This is a genomic window from Kitasatospora sp. Xyl93 (genome assembly GCF_055383135.1).
In genome coordinates this window covers 5221672-5243576 of sequence record NZ_AP029185.1, presented here as the reverse complement: position 1 = coordinate 5243576, position 21905 = coordinate 5221672, and the positions used below count along the sequence as shown (strand labels likewise).

12 protein-coding genes are annotated in these 21905 nt (G+C 73.2%); 7 read left to right on the top strand and 5 right to left on the bottom strand.

Features of this window, described 5'->3' with window-relative positions:
• Position 1: 1 nt before the first annotated feature.
• The gene (gene glgP, locus ACZ5GH_RS23380) at positions 2-2833 is read right to left on the bottom strand and encodes an alpha-glucan family phosphorylase (RefSeq protein ID WP_387750421.1); all 2832 of its coding nucleotides are present in this window, start codon (positions 2831-2833) and stop codon (positions 2-4) included.
• A gap of 1044 nt (positions 2834-3877) precedes the next feature.
• Here glgP and ACZ5GH_RS23375 point away from each other — a divergent pair.
• The 7 genes from ACZ5GH_RS23375 to pyk all read left to right on the top strand — a co-directional run bounded on the left by ACZ5GH_RS23375 (position 3878) and on the right by pyk (position 16879).
• Complete coding sequence (locus tag ACZ5GH_RS23375; protein ID WP_387750614.1) at positions 3878-5833, top strand: alpha-1,4-glucan--maltose-1-phosphate maltosyltransferase; 1956 nt, start codon at positions 3878-3880, stop codon at positions 5831-5833.
• Positions 5830-7554 carry a maltose alpha-D-glucosyltransferase gene (treS, locus tag ACZ5GH_RS23370; protein ID WP_387750418.1) on the top strand — a complete coding sequence of 575 codons (1725 nt, stop codon included), beginning with the start codon at positions 5830-5832 and terminating at the stop codon, positions 7552-7554. The genes ACZ5GH_RS23375 and treS overlap by 4 nt, the downstream gene beginning before the upstream one ends.
• A gap of 246 nt (positions 7555-7800) precedes the next feature.
• Positions 7801-9288, top strand: coding sequence for a maltokinase N-terminal cap-like domain-containing protein (locus tag ACZ5GH_RS23365; RefSeq protein WP_387750416.1), 1488 nt, complete (start codon positions 7801-7803; stop codon positions 9286-9288).
• 57 nt (positions 9289-9345) lie between these two features.
• Positions 9346-11781: a 1,4-alpha-glucan branching enzyme gene (gene glgB, locus ACZ5GH_RS23360; RefSeq protein ID WP_464335167.1), complete on the top strand. Its 2436-nt coding sequence runs from the start codon at positions 9346-9348 to the stop codon at positions 11779-11781.
• A 214-nt stretch (positions 11782-11995) separates the two neighbouring features.
• On the top strand, positions 11996-14137 hold the full coding sequence (gene pta / locus ACZ5GH_RS23355; protein WP_464335166.1) for a phosphate acetyltransferase: 2142 nt from the start codon (positions 11996-11998) through the stop codon (positions 14135-14137).
• Positions 14134-15357, top strand: a complete 1224-nt coding sequence (locus ACZ5GH_RS23350) for an acetate kinase (RefSeq protein ID WP_387750407.1) — start codon at positions 14134-14136, stop codon at positions 15355-15357. The genes pta and ACZ5GH_RS23350 overlap by 4 nt, the downstream gene beginning before the upstream one ends.
• Before the next feature lie 94 nt (positions 15358-15451).
• Positions 15452-16879 (top strand): pyruvate kinase, encoded by a 1428-nt coding sequence (pyk, locus tag ACZ5GH_RS23345; RefSeq protein ID WP_387750405.1) that lies wholly within the window; start codon positions 15452-15454, stop codon positions 16877-16879.
• Positions 16880-16960: 81 nt separating this feature from the next.
• Here pyk and ACZ5GH_RS23340 read toward each other — a convergent pair whose 3' ends face one another.
• From ACZ5GH_RS23340 to ACZ5GH_RS23325, 4 genes are all read right to left on the bottom strand, one after another.
• Positions 16961-18433 carry a DNA polymerase III subunit gamma/tau domain-containing protein gene (locus ACZ5GH_RS23340; RefSeq protein ID WP_464335165.1) on the bottom strand — a complete coding sequence of 491 codons (1473 nt, stop codon included), beginning with the start codon at positions 18431-18433 and terminating at the stop codon, positions 16961-16963.
• Positions 18430-19062 (bottom strand): DUF6114 domain-containing protein, encoded by a 633-nt coding sequence (locus tag ACZ5GH_RS23335; RefSeq protein ID WP_464335164.1) that lies wholly within the window; start codon positions 19060-19062, stop codon positions 18430-18432. The genes ACZ5GH_RS23340 and ACZ5GH_RS23335 overlap by 4 nt, the downstream gene beginning before the upstream one ends.
• Positions 19063-19185: 123 nt before the next feature.
• Positions 19186-19857, bottom strand: coding sequence for a DUF6230 family protein (locus ACZ5GH_RS23330; protein WP_387750397.1), 672 nt, complete (start codon positions 19855-19857; stop codon positions 19186-19188).
• Between the two features lie 757 nt (positions 19858-20614).
• The gene (locus ACZ5GH_RS23325) at positions 20615-21607 is read right to left on the bottom strand and encodes a tetratricopeptide repeat protein (RefSeq protein WP_464335163.1); all 993 of its coding nucleotides are present in this window, start codon (positions 21605-21607) and stop codon (positions 20615-20617) included.
• Positions 21608-21905 lie beyond the last annotated feature (298 nt).

Genomic DNA, 21905 nt, shown 5'->3' with positions numbered 1-21905 from the left:
GTCAGCGCAGCAGTCCGGCGTCCATCCCGGCCGACTCGGCGGGCAGGGCGACCAGCCCCAACTCGGCCGGCGAGGCCAGCCGCGGGTGCGCGGGCAGCACCCGGACGGTGTAGCCGAACGGACCGGTCCGGCACAGCTCCAGCGAGCCCTCGTAGCGGGTGCGGCCGTCCAGGTCGGGCCCGCCGACCGGCTTGAGGGCGAGCAGGCAGGCGTCCGAGATCCGGTCCCGCTCGTCCACCCGGCCGGAGACCACCTGCACCTCGACGTCGCCCGGTTCCAGCGCCCCGAGCGCGACCTGCACCCGCAGCGCCAGCGAGCTGCCCAGCTCCTGCGCCTCGGCCGGGCAGTCCGCCTCGACGTGCTCGACCCGCACGGCCGGCCACGCCTCGCGGACCTTCGCCTTCCAGACCGCCAGCTCGCGGGCGCCGGTGAACCGCCCGGCTGCTACTCGCCCGCTCGCCTCCGGGCGCTCGGACCCGGCGCCGACGGTCGTCGCTCCGGCACTCCCTCCTCCGTCGATCGCTTGTCGCTCCTCACCTTCGCCACCGGCGCGCCCTTCGGCTCGGGGCGGGAGGGTGACTCGCCCGCTCGCCTCCGGGTGCTCACCCACCAGCTCCCGCTGGGCCTGCGCCGCCGGGGCGTACAGCCGTTCGACGTACTCCCGGACCATCCGCCCGGCCAGCACCTTGGGCCCGAGGGTGACCAGGGTGTGCCGGACCATGGCGATCCACTGCTGCGGCAGCCCGTCCGCGTCCCGGTCGTAGAACCGGGCGGCGACCTGGTTCTCGATCAGGTCGTAGAGCGCGGCCGCCTCGATGTCGTCGCGCCGCTCGGCCTCGCCGCTGTCCGGGTCGAGCGCCCCGCCGCCCTCGTCGGCGGTGGGGATCGCCCAGCCGTTTCGGCCGTCGTACCACTCGTCCCACCAGCCGTCCAGGACGGACAGGTTGAGGCAGCCGTTGAGCGCGGCCTTCATCCCGGAGGTGCCGCAGGCCTCCAGCGGGCGCAGCGGGTTGTTCAGCCAGACGTCGCACCCCGGGTAGAGGCGCTGGGCCATCGCCATGTCGTAGTCCGGCAGGAAGACGATCCGGTGCCGCACCGCCGGGTCGTCGGCGAAGGCGACCATCTGCTGGATCAGCCGCTTGCCGCCGTCGTCGGCCGGGTGGGCCTTGCCGGCGACCACGACCTGCACCGGCCGGGTGGGGTGCAGCAGCAGGGCGCGCAGCCGCTCCGGGTCGCGCAGCATCAGGGTGAGCCGCTTGTACGAGGGCACCCGGCGGGCGAAGCCGATGGTGAGCACGTCGGGGTCGAGCACCGAGGAGACCCAGCCGAGCTCGGCCCCGCCGGCCCCGCGCCGGCGCCAGGATGCGTGCAGCCGGCGGCGGGCCTCCTCCACCAGCTGGGCCCGCAGGGCGCGCCGCAGCTCCCAGACCTCGGTGTTGCCGATCCGCTCCAGGCCCGTCCAGCGCCCGGTCTCACCGGTGGTCATGGCCTCCTCGGCGCGTTCGGCGCCGAGTTCGGCGGCGCCGAGCCGGACCACCGCCGGGTCGATCCAGGTGGCGGCGTGCACGCCGTTGGTGACCGAGGTGATCGGCACCTCGGCGGCGTCGAAGCCGGGCCACAGGCCGTTGAACATCGAGCGGCTGACCTCGCCGTGCAGGGTGGAGACCCCGTTGGCGCGCTGGGCCAGCCGCAGGCCCATGGCGGCCATGTTGAACAGCTTCGGGTCCCCGTCGTGCCAGCTCTCGGCGCCGAGCGCGAGCACCTGGTCGACCGGCACGCCCGGCAGCGCGGCGTCGCCGCCGAAGTGGCGGGCGACCAGCTCGCGGTCGAAGCGGTCGATGCCGGCCGGGACGGGCGTGTGGGTGGTGAAGAGGGTGCCGGCCCGGACGGTCTCCAGGGCCGCGGCGAAGTCGAGGCCGTTCCGGCCGTCGGCGACCAGCTCCCGAATGCGCTCCACGCCGAGGAAGCCGGCGTGGCCCTCGTTGGTGTGGAAGACGTCGGGGGCGGGGTGCCCGGTGAGCCGGCAGTAAGCCCGCACCGCCCGGACGCCGCCGATGCCGAGCAGCATCTCCTGGAGCAGCCGGTGCTCGCTGCCGCCGCCGTACAGCCGGTCGGTGACGTCCCGCTCGGCGGGCGAGTTGGCCTCGATGTCGGAGTCGAGCAGCAGCAGCGGGACCCGCCCGACCTGGGCCTTCCAGATGTGGGCGGCCAGGGTGCGGCCGCCGGGCAGGGCGAGGTCCACCCGGCCGGGGGTGCCGTCGGCCTCCCGCAGCAGGCTGACCGCGAGTTCGTCCGGATCGAGCAGCGGATAGCGCTCCTGCTGCCAGCCGTCCCGGCTCAGGGACTGGCGGAAGTAGCCGTGCCGGTAGAACAGGCCGACGCCGATGACCGGCACGCCGAGGTCGCTGGCGGCCTTGAGGTGGTCGCCGGCCAGGATGCCGAGCCCGCCGGAGTACTGGGGCAGCGCGGCGGCGATGCCGTACTCGGGCGAGAAGTAGGCGATCGCGGCGGGCAGCGGGGCGGCGTCGGACTGCTGCCGGGTCTGGTACCAGCGGGGGCCGGTGAGGTACTCGCGCAGGTCGTCGGCGAGGTCGCCGAGTCTGCGCAGGAAGCGCCGGTCGGTGGCGAGTGCGGCCAGTCGGGCGGCCGGGACCTCCCCGAGCAGCCGCACCGGGTCCTCGCCGGTCGCGGCCCAGACCTCCGGGTCCACGGACCGGAAGAGGTCCCTGGTCTCGGGGTGCCAGGACCAGCGCAGGTTGAGGGCCAGCTCGTGCAACGGCTGGAGTTGTTCGGGCAGGACGGTGCGGACGGTGAATCTGCGGATTGCCTTCACGGCGTGAAGCGTAGCCGCGGCGGTCGGCCCGACAGTGCGTCAAGTGGGCTATTGGGCGCCCGTTCGGGCTATTGATGAGATCGCATTCGGCGCATTGGTCTGTACGGGGGGCGCGCGGGGCGCACATTTCGGGGGCCCGCGCTACCAATACGTGAACTCTTCGGTACGGGGCCATTTCCGATCGTGTGTCCGCCCGGGAGAAGGCCCGAAACTACTGTCGTACCGCTGCGAAAACCTCGCCGCCGGTGCGAGGATGACCGAAGGCCGCTGATGCTGTGGGGAGTGCGACGACGGGTGGCGTCCCCCGCGAAGCAGCACGTCCGAATCCTTTTCGCGTTGGCCGTTCCCGTCCTTCTTAGCCCATTCGGCGCCCGCCGCGCGCGGACGCGTGTCCTCGCCCCCGGCCCGCTCGTTCACGGGTGGACCGGGTCGGTCGGGGACGTGCCCCGCGGAGGCGTGCGCCGGGACGCACACGGGCTCCGGGACGTCCCGCCACCGGCCCGGCGGACGCCGGGCAGGTTGCCGGGAACAGCGGCGCGGGCAGGCTCCGGTCGCACGTCCTCCCCACCCAGCAGTCCTCCGGTACTCCCCCGGCCCGACCCCGGCCCGCGGGGAGCTGCCGCCGATCTCGGGCAGGAGCTTGGCATGCACGGCGACACGCGGGACCAGTCCACACCGGTGGCCGAAGGCCACGACGCAGCGGTCGCGGAATCCGCCGGACGGATGGATTCTGACACTCGGACAGATCCGGCGATGCCGGCGCCGAGGGCGTCCGGGGCGGTCCGTGGCGGATCCTCCGAAGCCCAGCCCTCCGCGGCGGCCCGGCACCCCGGGGCCGAGGAGGACCCGGCGGCGGCACCCCGCAGGCGCACCACCACGCGCCGCGCCACCGCCACCGCCCCGAAGGCCGGCGCCTCCAAGGCCGGCGCCGCGAAGGCCGCCACGCCGGAGGCCGCCGCCACGGGGGCGCCGGCCACCCGGGCGCCCGCCCGGAAGTCCACCGCTCGCAAGCCCTCCGCCCGCAAGACGACAGAGAGCGACACCGTGATCGGCCGCATCCCCGTCCTGGACGTCAGTCCCCTCGTCGACGCCGGCCGCCGCCCGGCCAAGGCGGTCGTCGGCGAGACCTTCCTGGTCACCGCGACCGTCTTCCGCGAGGGCCACGACGCCGTCAACGCCAACGTGGTGCTGCGCGACCCGCGCGGCCGCAGCGGCCCGTGGACGCCGATGCGCGAGCTGGCCGAGGGCACCGACCGCTGGGGCGCGTACGTCACCCCGACCGCGCCCGGCCGCTGGTCGTACCTGGTGGAGGCGTGGAGCGACCCGGTCGCCACCTGGCGCCGGACCGCCTCGGTGAAGCTGCCCGCCGGGATCGACACCGCGCTGGTCCTGGAGGAGGGCGCCCGGCTGCTGGAGCGGGCCGCGGCCGGGGTGCCCAAGAAGGAGGGCCGCGCCGACGTGCTGGCCGCCGCCGACGCGCTGCGCGACCCGACCATGCCGCCGCTGTCCCGGCTGGCCGCCGCGCTCGCCCCCGAGGTGCTCGACGTGCTGGCCCGCCACCCGCTGCGCGAGCTGCTCAGCGCCTCCCGCCCGCTGCCGCTCCAGGTGGACCGCGAGCGCGCGCTGTTCGGCTCCTGGTACGAGTTCTTCCCCCGTTCGGAGGGCGCCGTGGTGGATCCGGCCGGCGTCGAGCCGCCGCGCTCCGGCACCCTGCGCACCGCTGCCGAGCGGCTGCCGGCGGTCGCCGCGATGGGCTTCGACGTGGTCTACCTGCCGCCGGTCCACCCGATCGGCCGAGCCTTCCGCAAGGGCCCGGACAACACCCTGACGGCCGGTCCGCACGACGTCGGCTCGCCCTGGGCGATCGGCTCCCCCGAGGGCGGCCACGACGCCGTCCACCCGGACCTCGGCACCATCGAGGACTTCGACCACTTCGTCGCCGAGGCGCGGGCGCTGCACCTGGAGGTCGCGCTGGACTTCGCCCTCCAGTGCTCCCCCGACCACCCGTGGGTGAACAAGCATCCGGAATGGTTCAGCCACCGCGCGGACGGCACCATCGCGTACGCCGAGAATCCGCCGAAGAAGTACCAGGACATCTATCCGATCAACTTCGACCAGGACATGGACGGAATCGTCAAGGAAACCATCCGGATCCTCCGGTTCTGGATGTCCCGCGGGGTCCGGATCTTCCGGGTCGACAACCCCCACACCAAGCCGGTGGTGTTCTGGGAGAAGGTGCTCGCCGACGTCGCCCGGACGGACCCCGACGTGGTCTTCCTGGCGGAGGCCTTCACCCGCCCGGCGATGATGCACACCCTGGCGAAGATCGGGTTCCACCAGTCGTACACGTACTTCACCTGGCGCACCACCAAACCGGAACTCACCGAGTACCTCACCGAACTCAGCGGTGACGCGGCCGCGTACATGCGGCCCAACTTCTTCACCAACACCCCGGACATCCTGCACGAGTACCTCCAGCACGGCGGCCGGGCCGCCTTCGCGGTCCGCGCGGTGCTCGCCGCCACCCTCTCCCCCAGCTACGGCGTCTACGCCGGCTACGAGCTGTACGAGAACGAGCCGGCCCACCCGGGCTCCGAGGAGTACCTGCACTCGGAGAAGTTCGAACTGCGCCCGCGCGACTGGAGCCGCACCGACACCCTGGCCCCGCTGCTGACCGTGCTGAACCGGCTGCGCCGCCGCCACCCCGCCCTCCAGCAGCTGCGCGACCTGCGCTTCCACCCGACCGACAACGACCAGGTGCTCGCCTACTCCAAGACCGCGACCACCCCCGAGGGGCTCACCGACCAGGTCATCACCGTGGTGAACCTCGACCCGCACCACGTCCAGGAGGCCACCGTCACGCTCGACGGCGACGGCCCCTACGCGGTGCACGACGAGCTCACCGGCGCCGTCTACACCTGGGGCCGGCGCAACTACGTCCGGCTCGATCCCTCAGCCGAGCCGGCTCACCTCCTCACGGTTCGGAGGAACCCAGCGTGACAGTGAACGAGCCCGTCCCCGACACCTTCCCCGAGACCTCGAAGAAGAAGCTCGACCCCGAGTGGTTCAAGCGTGCGGTCTTCTACGAGGTGCTGGTGCGGTCCTTCCAGGACAGCAACGGCGACGGGGTCGGGGACCTCAAGGGGCTCACGGCCAGGCTCGACTACCTCCAGTGGCTCGGGATCGACTGCCTCTGGCTCCCCCCGTTCTTCGCCTCGCCGCTGCGCGACGGCGGCTACGACGTGTCCGACTACACGTCGGTGCTGCCGGAGTTCGGCGACCTCGCCGACTTCATGGAGTTCGTCGACGCCGCGCACGCCCGCGGCATGCGCATCATCATCGACTTCGTCATGAACCACACCAGCGACCAGCACCCGTGGTTCCAGGCCTCCCGGACCGACCCGGACGGGCCGTACGGCGACTTCTACATGTGGGCCGACGACGACAAGCAGTACCCGGACGCCCGGATCATCTTCGTCGACACCGAGACGTCCAACTGGACCTACGACCCGGTCCGCAAGCAGTACTTCTGGCACCGCTTCTTCTCCCACCAGCCGGACCTCAACTACGACAACCCCCGGGTCCAGGACGAGATGATCGCCGGGCTGCGGTTCTGGCTCGACCTCGGCATCGACGGCTTCCGGCTGGACGCGGTGCCGTACCTGTTCGCCCGCGAGGGCACCAACTGCGAGAACCTGCCGGAGACCCACGAGTTCCTCCAGCGGGTCCGCAAGGAGATCGACGCCAACTACCCGGACACCGTGCTGCTCGCCGAGGCCAACCAGTGGCCCGAGGACGTCGTCGACTACTTCGGCGACTTCACCTCGGGCGGCGACGAGTGCCACATGGCGTTCCACTTCCCGGTGATGCCGCGGATCTTCATGGCGGTGCGCCGGGAGTCCCGGTACCCGGTGTCGGAGATCCTCGCCAAGACCCCGCGGATCCCCGGCGGCTGCCAGTGGGGCATCTTCCTGCGCAACCACGACGAGCTGACCCTGGAGATGGTCACCGACGAGGAGCGCGACTACATGTACGCGGAGTACGCCAAGGACCCGCGGATGCGCGCCAACGTGGGCATCCGCCGCCGGCTCGCCCCGCTGCTGGAGAACGACCGCAACCAGATCGAGCTGTTCACCGCCCTGCTGCTCTCGCTGCCCGGCTCGCCGGTCCTCTACTACGGGGACGAGATCGGCATGGGCGACAACATCTGGCTCGGCGACCGGGACGGCGTGCGCACCCCGATGCAGTGGACCCCGGACCGCAACGCGGGTTTCTCCTCCGCCGACCCGGGCAGGCTCAGTCTGCCGCCCATCATGGACCCGGTGTACGGCTATCAGGTGACCAACGTCGAGGCACAGCAGAGCAGTTCGAGTTCGCTGCTGCACTGGACGCGTCGCATGATCGAGATCCGCAAGCTCAATCCGGCGTTCGGCCTCGGGAGCTACGCCGAGCTGCCCTCCAGCAACCCCGCCGTGCTGGCCTTCGTGCGCGAGTACGAGGGGGACCTGGTCATGTGCGTGAACAACTTCTCGCGGTTCGCGCAGCCGACCGAGCTGGATCTGCGGCAGTACGGCGGCCGGTACCCGGTCGAGCTGATCGGCGGGGTGCGCTTCCCGTCGATCGGCGAGTGGCCCTACCTGCTCACCCTGGCCGGACACGGCTTCTACTGGTTCCAGCTCCGGCAGCCCCCGCGCCTGAGCGGGACCAGGCGATCGAAGTAACGATCCGCCGCACGCCGCGCACCAGCATGAACAGCACCACCAGACCCTCCGGGGGCGCGAGTAGAACCCCGCGCCCCCGGAGTTCTCTGCACACCGCGTACGGAGAACAGCCCAACGGCCACCCACACGAAGGCGTGACACCCGAGCCGTGCTCGCGTGCCGCGACCGCCGCGCCGCCGCAATCCGGAAGACTGACGGACCCGGCCACGACCCGGGCAGCCCGCGCGCTTCCGGGGAAAGGGAGTCATGTCCGAAATCTCCCGTTCTCAAGCCCACCTCCAGGACGACTCCGCCGCCGGTTCCGCCGCCGCGGGCACCCGGGGCACCGGGGCCCGGAGAACCGCCGTGGGCGTCAGCGAACTCGTCCAGGCGGCCCTGCCGCTGATCTCCGCATGGCTGCCCACCCAGCGCTGGTACGCCGGCAAGGGGCGGCCGATCACCGGCCTCACCCCGGTGGTCGGCACCCCCCTGCAGGTCGGCGACCCGGCCCTGCTGCACCTGCTGCTGCGGGTCGAGCACGCCACCACGGCCGGTGCCCCGCACGGCGACATCTACCAGCTGCTGCTCGGCATCCGTTCGGGCGGCCTCGGGGACATCGGGCCCGGCGCCGTGCTCGGCCGGCTCAGCCAGGGCCCCTACGACGGCGCGACCCTCTACGACGCAGTGCACGACCCCGAGCTCACCGGGCGGCTGCTGGAGCACCTGGCCACCGGCGACCGCTTCGGCGCGCTGTCCTTCCGCCGCACCCCCGGCTCCGGACTGCCCGCCGACCTCCCCGGGCGGGCCTCCACCGCCGAGCAGTCCAACAGCTCGGTCATCTACGGCACCTCGTACATCCTCAAGCTGTTCCGCCGCATCCACCCGGGAACCAACCCGGACCTGGAACTCTCGCTCGCGCTCTCCCGGGCCGGCTCCACCCGCATCCCCCGGGTCGCCGCCTGGTTCGAGAGCCGGATGGAGCGCGCCGAGCCCGCCACCCTCGGACTGCTGCAGCGCTACCTGCCGGACGCCGAGGACGGCTGGGAGCTGGCCCTCGACCAGGTCGGCCGGCTCAAGGGCGACCGCTCCCCCGGCAACTTCGCCATCGAGGCGCACCGGCTCGGCCGGGCCACCGCCGAGGTGCACCGGGTGCTGGCCCGCTCGATGCCGGTCGCCCGGCTCGACCGCACCCAGACCGGACGGCTGGCCGGCGCGATGGCCGACCGGCTGGACAGCGCCGTCGCCGCCGTCCCCGGGCTGCTGCGCTTCCGGGCCGCGCTGCGCACCGCCTTCCAGCAGCTCGCCGACGCCCACCCGGACGGCCTGCCGGTCCAGCGCATCCACGGCGACCTCCACCTCGGCCAGGCGATGCGCACCCCGCACGGCTGGGTGCTGCTGGACTTCGAGGGCGAGCCGGCCAAGTCGGTCAACGAGCGCCGCGAGCCCCAGCCGGCCCTGCGCGACGTCGCCGCGATGCTGCGCTCCTTCGACTACGCGGCCGCCCACCTGCTGGCCGGCGGCCCGGTCGACCCGGAACTGGCCCACCTGGCCGCCGCCTGGGCCCAGCGCAACCGCACCGCCTACTGCGCCGGCTACACCGCCGGCGGCGGCGCCGACCCGGCCGCCTCACCGGAGCTGATGCGTGCGCTGGAGATCGACAAGGCGGTGTACGAGGTGGTCTACGAGGCCCGGCACCGGCCGAGCTGGCTGCCGATCCCACTGGCCGCGATCAACCGGCTGGCCCTGTCCGTCTGACCCCGCTTCCCGTCCCGTCCGCAGGCCCCGCCCACCCCGTCCCAGGAGGACCCCGCCGTGACGCCGATCGACCCGACCGGCCGCCCCACCCGCCCCGTGCCGGCCACCTTCCTGGCCGGACCGCTCCCCGCCGGAGGGCGGGCGGCCGAAGGACGCGCCGGCCGCGAGCGCGCGGCCCGCCGGGCGACCGCGGAGGAGGGGGGCACCGGCACCGGCACCGGACCGGAGCCCCCGACCGCCCGACCGCCCGCGGCCGGGGAGCCCGCGGGGAGCGGGCGACCCGCCCCCGCCGGGGCGCTGCGGCTGCCCGAGGCGCCGCTGCCGCCGGCCGAGGTCGACCGGCTGGTGGGCGGGCAGCACCACGACCCGCACGCCCTGCTCGGCGCGCACCCGGTGCACGGCGGCACCGCGATCCGGGTGCTGCGCCCGTTCGCCGAGCGGGTGGTCGTCGAGACCGCCCACGGCCCCGCCGAACTCACCCACCAGCAGGGCGGGTTGTTCACCGGCTTGGTGGCCGGCGGCGAGCCGCCGGAGTACACCCTGCTGGTGACGTACCCCGGCGGCGAGCCGCTGCGCCAGCACGACGGCTACCGCGCCGCGCCCACCCTCGGCGAGCTCGACCTGCACCTGATCTCCGAGGGCCGGCACGAGCAGCTGTGGCGCGCGCTCGGCTCGCACCCGCGCACCGTCGACGGGGTGCCCGGCACCGCCTTCGCGGTCTGGGCGCCGAACGCCGTCGGGGTGCGGCTGATCGGCGACTTCAACCACTGGGACGGCACCGGGCACCCGATGCGCTCGCTCGGCTCGTCCGGGATCTGGGAGCTGTTCGTCCCCGGCCTCGCCGAGGGGGCCTGCTACAAGTACGAGGTGCACACCCGGCAGGGCTGGGTGCTGGACAAGGCCGACCCGCTGGCCCGGGCCGCCCAGTGCCCGCCCGGCACCGCCTCGGTGGTCACCTCCTCCGACTACGCGTGGCAGGACGGCGATTGGATGGCCCGCCGGGCCCGCACGGCGCACCACCGGGCGCCGATGTCGGTGTACGAGCTGCACCTGCCGTCCTGGCGCCCCGAGCTCACCACCTACCGCGCCATCGCCGAGGAACTGCCGGGCTACCTCAAGGAGTTGAACTTCACCCACGTGGAGTTCATGCCGGTGATGGAGCACCCCTTCGGCGGCTCCTGGGGCTACCAGGTGTCCGGCTACTACGCCCCCACCGCCCGGCTCGGCGGCCCCGACGACTTCCGGTACCTGGTGGACACCCTGCACCGGCACGGCATCGGCGTGATCGTCGACTGGGTGCCCGCGCACTTCCCCAAGGACGACTTCGCGCTCGCCCGCTTCGACGGCGAGCCGCTGTACGAGCCGGCCGACCCGCTGCGCGCCGAGCACCCGGACTGGGGGACGCTGGAGTTCGACTACGGCCGCAAGGAGGTGCGCAACTTCCTGGTCGCCAACGCGGTGTACTGGTGCGAGGAGTTCCACGTCGACGGCCTGCGGGTGGACGCCGTCGCCTCGATGCTCTACCTCGACTACTCCCGCGAGGGCGGCGCCTGGACGCCCAACCGGTTCGGCGGCCGGGAGAACCTGGACGCGGCCGCCTTCCTCCAGGAGATGAACGCCACCGTCTACCGGCGCTGCCCGGGCGTGGTGACCGTCGCCGAGGAGTCCACCGCCTGGGACGGGGTCACCCGCCCCACCGACGCCGGCGGCCTCGGCTTCGGGCTGAAGTGGAACATGGGCTGGATGCACGACTCGCTGGTCTACATGTCCAAGGAGCCGGTGCACCGGAAGTACCACCACAACGAGATCACCTTCTCGATGGTGTACGCCTACTCGGAGAACTACGTCCTGCCGATCTCGCACGACGAGGTGGTGCACGGCAAGCAGGCGCTGGTCTCCAAGATGCCCGGCGACTGGTGGCAGCAGCGCGCCAACCACCGCGCCTACCTGGGCTTCATGTGGTCCCACCCGGGCAAGCAGCTGCTGTTCATGGGGCAGGAGTTCGCCCAGGGCGCGGAGTGGGACCACGAGCAGGGCCCGCAGTGGTGGGTGCTCGACGAGCAGTGGCCGGCCCACGAGGACCACCTCGGGGTGCGCCGGCTGGTCCGCGACCTCAACCGGCGCTACCTCGACACCCCGGCACTGTGGGAGCTGGACACCGTCCCGGACGGCTTCCGCTGGCTCGACGGCGGCGCCGCCGAGGACAACCTGCTCTCCTTCGTCCGGTACGCGGCCGACGGCTCCCCGCTGGTCGCGGTCTGCAACTTCTCGCCGGTCGTCCGGCACGGCCACCGGGTCGGCCTGCCCCGGCTGGCGGGCCGCGAGCAGCTGTGGGAGGAGGTGCTGAACACCGACGCCGAGGAGTACGGCGGCAGCGGCACCGGCAACTCCCACCCGGTCAAGGCCGAGCCGGTGGAGTGGGACGGTCAGCCCCGCTCCGCCGATCTGGTCCTCCCCCCGCTCGCCACCCTCTGGCTCCGCCCGGTGCGCTGAGGGCCCGCCCGCCCGGTGCGCTGAGGGCCCGCCCGCCCGGGGCCGCTCGGCCACGCGCCCGGCGGCCCCGGGTGCCCGCCCCGCCGGGCGCGCACCCGGGCGGGACCTCCGCCCCTTGCCCGAGCCCCGCCCCTCTGCTCGCGGACGGTCGTTCGGGGTGCGAAGGTATGGTCGATATGACCACTTTCCGAGACGACGGGACGGAGACACCCACGTGGCGCGCAGCGTGTACGTGACCGGCATCGACCGGGGGGACGGCCGACAGGCCGTCGAACTCGGGGTCATGGAACTGCTCACCCGCCAGGTGGACCGGGTCGGGGTGTTCCGTCCGCTGGTGCACGCGGCCGCGCCCGGCGAGTCGGGGTCGGACCACGTCGTCGAGCTGCTGCGCGCGCGGTACCGGCTCGACCTCCCGGGCACCGAGCTGTACGGCCTCACCTACGAGGACGCCGCCGCGCTGCAGGCCGCCCACGGGCAGGACGAGCTGGTCTCCGTCCTGGTCGACCGCTTCCACGCGCTGGAGCGGCGCTGCCAGGCGGTGCTGGTGCTCGGCACCGACTTCGCCGACACCGGCATCCCGGACGAACTGGCCTTCAACGCCCGGCTGGCCAACGAGTTCGGCGCCGCCGTGCTGCCGGTGGTCGGCGGCCACGGAGCGGACGCCGAGACGGTGACCGCCGAGGTCCGCAACGCCCACCGGGCGTACACCGACCTCGGCTGCGAGACCCTGGCGATGATCGCCAACCGGGTCGCCCCGGGCGCCAAGCAGCGGATCCAGCGCACCCTCGGCGAGAAGCTGCCGATCCCCGCCTACGTCATCCCGGAGGAGCCGGCGCTGGCCGCGCCCACCGTCGCGCAGCTGGTCGAGGCGACCGGCGCCGAAGTGCTGCTCGGGGACGCCGCCGGCCTCGCCCGGGACGTGCGCGGCTACGTCTTCGGCGGCGCCATGCTGCCCACCTTCCTGGACGCGCTGACCGAGGGCGCCCTGGTGGTCACCCCCGGGGACCGCGCCGACCTGGTGGTCGGCTCGCTGGCCGCGCACGCCGCCGGCGCCCCGCCGATCGCCGGCGTGCTGCTGACGCTCGGCCAGCACCCCGGCCCCAACGTGATGGCGCTGGCCGCCCGGCTCGCCCCCGGCACCCCGGTCGCGGTCGTCCCCGAGGGCAGCTGGCCGACCGCCGCCCATCTGACCCACCTGGAGGGCAAGCTCACCTCGGCCAGCCCCCGGAAGGCCGAGATCGCCCTCGGCCTGTTCGAACTGCACGTCGACACCGTCGAGTTGACCGACCGCATCGAGGTCGGCCGGTCCGAGCGGGTCACCCCGATGATGTTCGAGCACGAGCTGCTGGAGCGCGCCCGGGCCGCCCGCCGGCACGTCGTGCTGCCGGAGGGCACCGAGGAGCGGGTGCTGCGCGCCGCCGAGATCCTGCTGCGCCGCAACATCTGCGACCTCACCCTGCTCGGCGAGGTGGACGCCGTCCGCCGCAAGGCCGCGAGCCTGAGCATCGACCTCCCGGCCGAGGCCCCGGCCGCCGACCGCGCCCGGGTGCGGATCGTCGACCCGGCGACCAGCCCGCTGCGCCGCCAGTTCGCCGAGCTGTACGCGAGACTGCGCGCCCACAAGGGGATGACCGTCGAGCTGGCCCTGGACGTGGTCACCGACGTCTCGTACTTCGGCACCCTGATGGTCCAGGAGGGCATCGCGGACGGCATGGTCTCCGGCGCGGTGCACTCCACCGCCGCCACCATCCGGCCCGCCTTCGAGGTGATCAAGACCTCGCCGGGCGCCTCGATCGTCTCCTCGGTCTTCTTCATGTGCCTGGCCGACAAGGTGCTGGTGTACGGCGACTGCGCGGTCAACCCCGACCCGGACGCCCAGCAGCTGGCCGACATCGCCATCCAGGCGGCCGCCACCGCCGCCCAGTTCGGGGTGGAGCCGAGGGTCGCGATGCTGTCGTACTCGACCGGCACCTCCGGCTCCGGCGCGGACGTCGACAAGGTCCGCAAGGCCACCGAGCTGGTCCGCGAGCTGCGGCCGGACATCCTGGTGGAGGGCCCGATCCAGTACGACGCGGCGGTGGACGCCCACGTCGCGGCCACCAAGCTGCCGGGCTCCGCGGTGGCCGGACGGGCCACCGTGCTGGTCTTCCCGGACCTCAACACCGGCAACAACACCTACAAGGCGGTCCAGCGCTCGGCCGGCGCGGTCGCGGTCGGCCCGGTGCTGCAGGGGCTGCGCAAGCCCGTCAACGACCTCTCCCGCGGGGCGCTGGTGCAGGACATCGTCAACACCGTCGCGATCACCGCCATCCAGGCCCAGAACCACGAGTCGGACAGCAAGGAGCCCGGCGCATGACTGAAGGTACCCGCGTTCTCGTCCTGAACGCCGGCTCCTCGTCGGTGAAGTACCGGCTGATCGACATGCTGGACGGGGCCGCGCTTGCCTCCGGGCTGGTCGAGCGGATCGGCGAGGCCGGCGGGCGGCTGGTGCACACCCCGCGCACCGGCGGGCCGCGCGAGGCCGTCCAGGTCTTCCCGGACCACGCCGCCGCGCTCAAGGCCGTCGCCGAGGAGCTGGCCGCCGACGGCCTCGGGCTGGACTCCCCCGAGCTGGCCGCGATCGGACACCGGGTGGTGCACGGCGGCCTGCGGTTCACCGAGCCGACGGTGATCACCGACGAGGTGCTCAAGGAGATCCGCCGGCTGATCCCGGTCGCGCCCCTGCACAACCCGGCCAACATCACCGGCATCGAGGTGGCCCGCGCGCTGCGCCCCGACCTCCCGCAGGTGGCCGTCTTCGACACCGCCTTCCACGCCTCGATGCCCGAGTACGCGGCCCGGTACGCGATCGACCGGGCCGTCGCGGACCAGCACCGGGTGCGCCGCTACGGCTTCCACGGCACCTCGCACCAGTACGTCTCGCGGGCCACCGCCCGGCTGCTCGGCAAGGACCCGGCCGAGGTCAACGTGATCGTGCTGCACCTGGGCAACGGCGCCTCCGCCTCGGCGGTCGCCGGCGGCCGCTGCGTGGACACCTCGATGGGCCTGACCCCGCTGGAGGGCCTGGTCATGGGCACCCGTTCGGGCGACATCGACGCCGGCGTGGTGTTCCACCTGCACCGGGTCGGCGGGCTGTCCGTGGACGAGATCGACGACCTGCTCAACCGCCGCAGCGGCCTGCGCGGGCTGTGCGGCGAGAACGACATGCGCGAGATCATGCGCCGGGCCGACGACGGGGACGCGGACGCGAAGCTGGCGTTCGACTCGTACGTCCACCGGCTGCGCAAGTACATCGGCGGCTACTACGCGGTGCTGGGCCGGGTGGACGCGATCGCGTTCACCGCAGGCGTCGGGGAGAACGCGGCCCCGGTGCGCGCGGCGGCCACCGCGGGACTGGAGGAACTGGGCATCGCCGTCGACCCGGAGCTGAACTCGGTGCGGTCCGGCGAGGCCCGGATCGTCTCCCCCGAGTACGCCCGGGTGGCGGTCGCCGTGGTGCCCACCGACGAGGAGCTGGAGATCGCCCGACAGGCCTTCGCGCTGGTGCACCGGGAACGCCGGGAGTCCGAGGACTGACACGAAACCGTCTCACTCCTCGGAACCATTCGTCGGCGATTCCTCCCGGTGCGTGCCGAATGCACCTATAACACGAACGGATAGACTGATCCATATGCGCCGAGCGAAAATTGTCTGCACCCTGGGTCCGGCGACGGACTCCTACGAACAGCTGAAGGCCATCGTCGAGGCGGGGATGAACGTCGCCCGACTGAACATGAGCCACGGCAACCACGCGGACCACGAGGAGCGGTACCGCAAGGTCCGCCAGGTCTCGGAGGACACCGGCAAGGCCATCGGCGTCCTTGCCGACCTCCAGGGTCCGAAGATCCGTCTGGCGACCTTCGCCAACGGCCCGGTGACCGTCGACAACGGCGACGAGTTCACCATCACCACCGAGGACGTCCCCGGTGACCAGCACATCTGCGGCACCACCTACAAGGGCCTGCCCGGCGACGTGAAGCCCGGCGACCCGATCCTGATCAACGACGGCGTCATCGCCCTGGAGGTCGTCAGCGTCGACGGCCCGCGGGTGAGGACCGTGGTGGTCGAGGGCGGCGTGCTCTCGAACAACAAGGGCATCAACCTGCCCGGCGCGGCCGTGAACGTGCCCGCCCTGTCCGAGAAGGACAAGGACGACCTGCGCTTCGCGCTGCGCCTGGGCGTCGACATGATCGCCCTGTCCTTCGTCCGCAACGCGGACGACATCAAGGACGTCCACGAGGTCATGGACGAGGTCGGCATCCGGGTGCCGGTCATCGCCAAGATCGAGAAGCCGCAGGCCGTCGAGGCCATGGAGGAGATCGTCCTCGCCTTCGACGCCATCATGGTCGCCCGCGGCGACCTGGCCGTCGAGTACCCGCTGGAGCGGGTGCCGCTGGTCCAGAAGCAGCTGATCACCCTGGCCCGCCGCAACGCCAAGCCGGTCATCGTCGCCACCCAGATGATGGAGTCGATGATCCACGCCTCGCGCCCGACCCGCGCCGAGGTCTCCGACGTCGCCAACGCCATCCTGGACGGTGCCGACGCGGTGATGCTCTCCGCCGAGTCCAGCGTCGGCAAGTACCCGGTCGAGACCGTCCGCACCATGAGCCGGATCTGCGAGAAGGCCGAGGAGGAGCTGGTCTCCCAGGGCCTGCAGCCGCTCAACCCGGGCCGCAAGCCGCGCACCCAGGGCGGCTCGGTCGCCCGCGCCGCGTGCGAGCTGGGCGACTTCCTGGACGGCAAGGCGCTGGTCGCCTTCACCAAGTCCGGTGACACCGCCCGCCGGCTGTCCCGCTACCGCTCGCCGATCCCGGTGATCGCCTTCACCCCGGACTCCGCCACCCGCAACCAGCTCTCGCTGAGCTGGGGCGTCGAGGCGTACGTGACCGAGCAGGTGGCCACCACCGACGCGATGGTCGCGCAGGTCGACCGGGAGCTGCTGCGGATGCGCCGGCTCGACGAGGGCGACACCGTCATCGTCACCGCCGGTGTCCCGGTCGGCATCCCCGGCACCACCAACATGGTGCAGGTGCACCACCTGGGCACCCGGGGCGAGTGAGCACCCGTCAGGCCCGAACGCCCGTGGGGCGGTCCTCCTCCGGGAGGGCCGCCCCACGGGCGTTTCGGCGTCGGCTCCCGCTCACTTGTCGCTGTAGGGGGCGTCGTCGTTGAACAGGTGCATCCCCGGGATGTGCAGGGTGCCGCCGAACTGGCCGGCCTGCTTGGCGGTGACGCCGGTCAGCTCCAGGTCCAGCGGGATCGGGATGGCGCCGATCAGGTCGTACAGCCAGCGCGGCAGGGTGTCCGGGGTGAGGGTGATCTCGCCCAGGTCGATCGGGATCGGCAGGCCGAGCACCTTGGAGAGGTGGCCGGACAGCCGCTCCACGTACATGGTGACCGGGCCCTGGCGCATGGTCGAGGTGGAGCCCGGGGCGCCCTGGACGTGGAAGGTGACGCCGTTGCCCTCCAGGGTCGACATGTCGAGGTTGTCGATGTCCACGCTGTCGACCACGAACTTCAGCACGCGCTTGGTCCTGGTCGGGGTCTTCACGTCGTAGACGCCGTGGAACGCCGCGCCGTGCAGGGCGAGCCGGCTGGTCTTCAGGGTCCAGTTCTGCTCCGGGACGACGTGCCCGGAGGCGGCCGCCCCGGCGGTCAGGCCGCGGGCGTCCACATCGCAGTCGGGGTTCTCGGTGGGCGTGGCGGACGGGGTGCCGGAGGCGCCCGCGGAGGGCGTCGCCGACGGCGTCGGCCTGGCGTCCGCGGAGGGCGCCGGCTTGGTGCTCGCCTTGCCGCTCGGCGTCGCGGTGGGCGAGGGCCGGCCGGCGGCCGGCTGGGTCGCGGGCGGCGCGGCCTGCTGGGCGGCGGCGGCCGGGGCCTGCGGCTGGGCGGGCTGGTCCGCGGTGCCCGTACGCGGGGCGGGGGCGGGCGGGGCTGCCGGGGCGGCCGGGGTGGTCGGCGCCGCCGGGGTGGTCGGCGCCGCCGGGGTGGTGGCCGGGGCGGGGCTGCTCGGCGAACCGTCCGGGTTGAACAGCCGGGTGATGCCGCCGACCAGGTCGTCGATCAGCCCGGCCTGGGACACCGTACCGGTCCCGGTGGCGGTGCCCTGGTGGACCGCGCCCGACACGGCCGCGTCGCCGGTGGCGGCAGAACGGGCGGCGGACTGCTCGGCGGACGGGGTGGCCGTCCCGGCGGCCGGCGGCTTGACCGGCGAGGTGGGCTGCTGCACGGGCGCGCCGGGCGGCGCCTGCGTCGGCACCGAGCCCGGGTCGGTGGACGGGCCGGCCGGGGGCGCGGCGGTCGGGGCCGTACCCGGCGCGGTGGACGGGCCCGGCGGCGGCTCGGGCAGCTCGCTCTTGGGCACCGGCGTCTCGATCGGCGCGACGTCCGGCACGACGGCCGGCGCGGTGCCGCAGGGCTTGCCCGCCGCGGACTCGGCGACCGCCGGGTTGGGCGTGTAGGCGGCGGCCATCAGCAGCGCGGTCGGCACCGCCGCCATCGCCAGCGCCCGGCCTCTCAGCCGGACCCGGACGGACGTGCGCGGGGCCGCGTGCCGGCCGGAGCGCGGCGCGGGAACGGTCGTGCCGTCGGCTTGCTCGGCCGGCCCGGTCACCGTGCCTCCTCCTGCTCCACGGCTCCGCCCTGCTTCGGGACGGCGGCGTTCTCGACAGCGGTCCCGGCGGCCTGCGGCGTGCCCTGGGCGGGCAGTTCGGCGGTCGGCGGCTCAACGGCCGGCTCGGTGGCGATGCTCTGCGCCACGGCGTTCCCGGCCGCGGCGCCGTCGGCGCCCTTCGCCCGGCGGCGTCGGCCCTTGGCCGCCGTCCCGGCGGTGGGCTCCGGCAGCGGCGCCCAGGAGACCATCAGCCCGCCGCCGATCAGGCCCGGCAGCAGCGCCAGGCCGAAGCCCGCGAGGTTGGAGACCGGGATCGACACCAGCGTCAGCAGGATGGTCGCGATGCCGGCGAAGACCCGTACCGCGGGCTGGAACCAGGCGGTCAGCCCGAGGATGACCATCAGGATCCCGATGATCAGTGACCCCGCGCCGGCCGTGGTGGACATCGCGATGGTCAGGCCGCCGAACGACAGGTGGGCGTAGGGGAAGTAGAGGATCGGAACGCCGGCGATCATGGCCAGCAGTCCGCCCCAGAAGGGCCTGGTGCGGCGGAATTCACGGAAGTGCCGCCAGAGCCACCCGACGGGGTTCTGCTGGCGGGGCCGCGTCTCGACCGTTGCGCTGGACATGGTGCAGCTCCTCGACGTCGCTACGAGGGAAGAACAATGGGGGTGGGCCGGGGGCGGTCTGTCACCGCCCCCGGCCCCGGGCCGTCACTCGGGCACGCCGTCCGGCGCACCGTCAGGCGAGGCTCAGAAGCACTCGTTGCCCTTGCCGTCGCCGCTCTTGAGGGAGAGGTTCAGGCCGTTCAGCTTGAACGTCCCGGCGGAGGTGGCCCGGGCGGTCTGCTGGACGCCGGTCAGGTCGGCCTCCTTGGCGGCCTGGGCGAAGCCGGTGGCACCGGTCGGCAGGCCCTTGTTCCCGGTCGCCTTCTGGACGGCCGCGTGGGGCGACCAGCCCTGGGTCGCCGAGCCGGCGAGGGTGGAGGCGTCCTGGCCGATGTTGATGTTGGTGAAGGTCGCGTCCGCCTTCAGCTGCTCCAGGTCGATCAGCAGGTTGTCGGCCTGGACCGGCTTGCCCGCCTCGGTACCGGCGTTCAGCTGGAGGGTGATCTTCCCGAGGCCGAAGCCGGACAGGTCGGTCACCACCGACTGGCACAGGTTCTCGATGTCGGCGTGGTCGAAGGCCGAGACGGCGACCGGGTGCGGCGTGCCGTTGGCCTCGATGTCGACGGTGCCGAACTGGGCGAAGTTGGTGCCGTGCAGGTGAGAGGTGCTCACCTTGAACTGCTGGCCGGAGATGCTGAACGAGGCGGCGAGCGCGCTGTTGGCGATCGAGACGCCCACCATCGCGGTGGCCGCGACGCTCGGCACCATCACCAGGGCGAAGCGCTTCCAGCGGGTCTTGCCGTAGGTCTGGGACATGCGAGTCCTCCTTCTAGGACGTACATCTCCGGCTCCCCGGCGGTGCGTCCCGCACCGGTGGGGGCCTGGGATGGGAGAGAGCTACGTCCTCGGTAGCGGAGAGCGCCTTGGGCGTCGTCGGACGCGGGAACGGCCCGCGTGCAGCGGGCGTCCCGTCCAAGCACCGGCCGTCCTTGCGGGGCGGCGGGCAGGACCGACGACATCGGCGATCACCCCCGAGCGACAACCAGCGACCGCGCAGGGCCGCGCGGCCGGTCGAAGGACAGGAACCGCCGTGGGACCGCGGATACCCCCCTGCCCTCCCTCCCGCCGGCCGGAGCCGGCGGATCACCCGGTGGGGATCCCGCACTCCGCGTGACCGACCGGGGTCGGGGGCCGTGGAGCCCGGGACCGGGCGTGGCCGATCGTGCTTGAATCCCGGGCGAAGCACAAGGGGTGACTTACTGACGGGTAATCCAACACTGGGTGGCATTGATCATGGAATCGGCCCGAAGTGCACCCTGCGTGACGACTTGAAGGAAACGTGAGGACGAAATCCGCCGGAAACAGAAGCGAAACACCCGTGGACGGTCACATGACGTGACCATCCACGGGTGAAATCAAGATTTGGTAAACCTCTGGGCGGTTGACCGGATTGTCGCCAAATCACCCGACGACACCGCAGGTCATCCACCGTGCCAGGCGCCCGGCCCGAACCCGGCGCGGAACCGAGCCGGCACCGGGGCGGGGATGGGCCCGAACCCGGCCCGAACCGGGCTCAGAACAGCACGCGCGCCAGCGCCGTACGGGCCGCGACGACCCGCGGGTCCTCCGGGCCGATCACCTCGAACAGCTCCAGCAGGCGCAGCCGGGCGGTGTCCCGGTCCTCGCCGGCCGTCCGCCCGACCGTGGTCACCAGGCGCCCGAAGGCGTCCTCGACATGACCGCCGACCAGGTCCAGGTCGGCCGCCTTGAGCTGGGCCTCGACGTCCTTCGGGTCGGCGGCGGCCGCCGCCCGGACGGTCTGGAGGTCCAGGCCCTCGATCCGCTTCAGCAGCTCGGCCTGGGCCAGGCCCAGCTTGGCCTCGGTGTTGCCCGGCTCGTCGGCCAGCACGTTCCGGTACGCCTGGATGGCGCCGCCCAGGTCACCGGCGGCCAGCGCGTCGTGCGCGGCGGACAGCGCCGGGTCCTCGGGACGCTGCGGGGCGGCGGGGGCGGCCTCGCCCGGGGCACCCGCGCCGCCGGACACGCCGAAGCGCTGCTCGGCGACCAGGATCAGCTGGTCCAGGATCTTGCGGACGTTGGCGGCGCTCTCCGCGCCCTGGAACAGCGGCACCAGCTGGCCGGCGACCACGGCCATCACGGCCGGGATGCCCTGGATGCCGAACTGCTGGGAGAGCAGCGGGTTGGCGTCCACGTCGATCTTGGCGAGCACGAAGCGGCCGGCGTACTCCTCGGCCAGCCCCTCCAGGACCGGGCTCAGCTGCTTGCAGGGCCCGCACCACTCGGCCCAGAAGTCGATGACGACCGGCACCTCGGTGGAGCGCTGGACGACCTCGGTCTCGAAGTCGTCCTCGGTGACGTCGATGACGAGCTGGTAGGCGGACTGGGCCGGGGCCGCTCCGGCCGACTCGGCGGCCGCCGCCTGACGGGCCCGCTCGGCCCGGGCCTGCTCGGCCTTCTGGGCGGCTTCGCCGGCCGCCTTCACTGCGGCGAGGTCGACCGCTCCGCGCAGGGCGGAGCTGTTGAGACGCGAATTCCGTGGCTGCATGGCACCATCCTCCCCCGTCCGCGCTGCTCGCGGGCACCAACCTCCGGAAAGTCGCCCCGCACGGGCCGCGCGGTGCGGATTCCCGGGCGCGGTGCCCCTCCCCCGGTAGCCTGGACCGTTCGGCGCGGATCCCCACCCGCGCCCGCGCCGCTCCCGTCCCACAGGAGGCGGCGCCTGGTTGTCACTGCTTTCGCTACGAGTCGTAGCGTAACTGGAGCCGGTGCCCCGCCCGCAAGCCCCACCGGCGGTTCGGGGACGTGACCTGCCCCACTTTCCCGGGGTGCCCCGCTCCCCGAAC

What these genes read in the sequence shown, in the direction of transcription:
- ACZ5GH_RS23325 (WP_464335163.1), bottom strand. Translation starts at nt 21,607, where the DNA reads ATGCAGCCACGGAATTCGCGTCTCAACAGCTCCGCCCTGCGCGGAGCG.
- ACZ5GH_RS23350 (WP_387750407.1), top strand. Translation starts at nt 14,134, where the DNA reads ATGACTGAAGGTACCCGCGTTCTCGTCCTGAACGCCGGCTCCTCGTCG.
- ACZ5GH_RS23365 (WP_387750416.1), top strand. Translation starts at nt 7,801, where the DNA reads ATGTCCGAAATCTCCCGTTCTCAAGCCCACCTCCAGGACGACTCCGCC.
- ACZ5GH_RS23335 (WP_464335164.1), bottom strand. Translation starts at nt 19,062, where the DNA reads ATGTCCAGCGCAACGGTCGAGACGCGGCCCCGCCAGCAGAACCCCGTC.
- pyk (WP_387750405.1), top strand. Translation starts at nt 15,452, where the DNA reads ATGCGCCGAGCGAAAATTGTCTGCACCCTGGGTCCGGCGACGGACTCC.
- ACZ5GH_RS23330 (WP_387750397.1), bottom strand. Translation starts at nt 19,857, where the DNA reads ATGTCCCAGACCTACGGCAAGACCCGCTGGAAGCGCTTCGCCCTGGTG.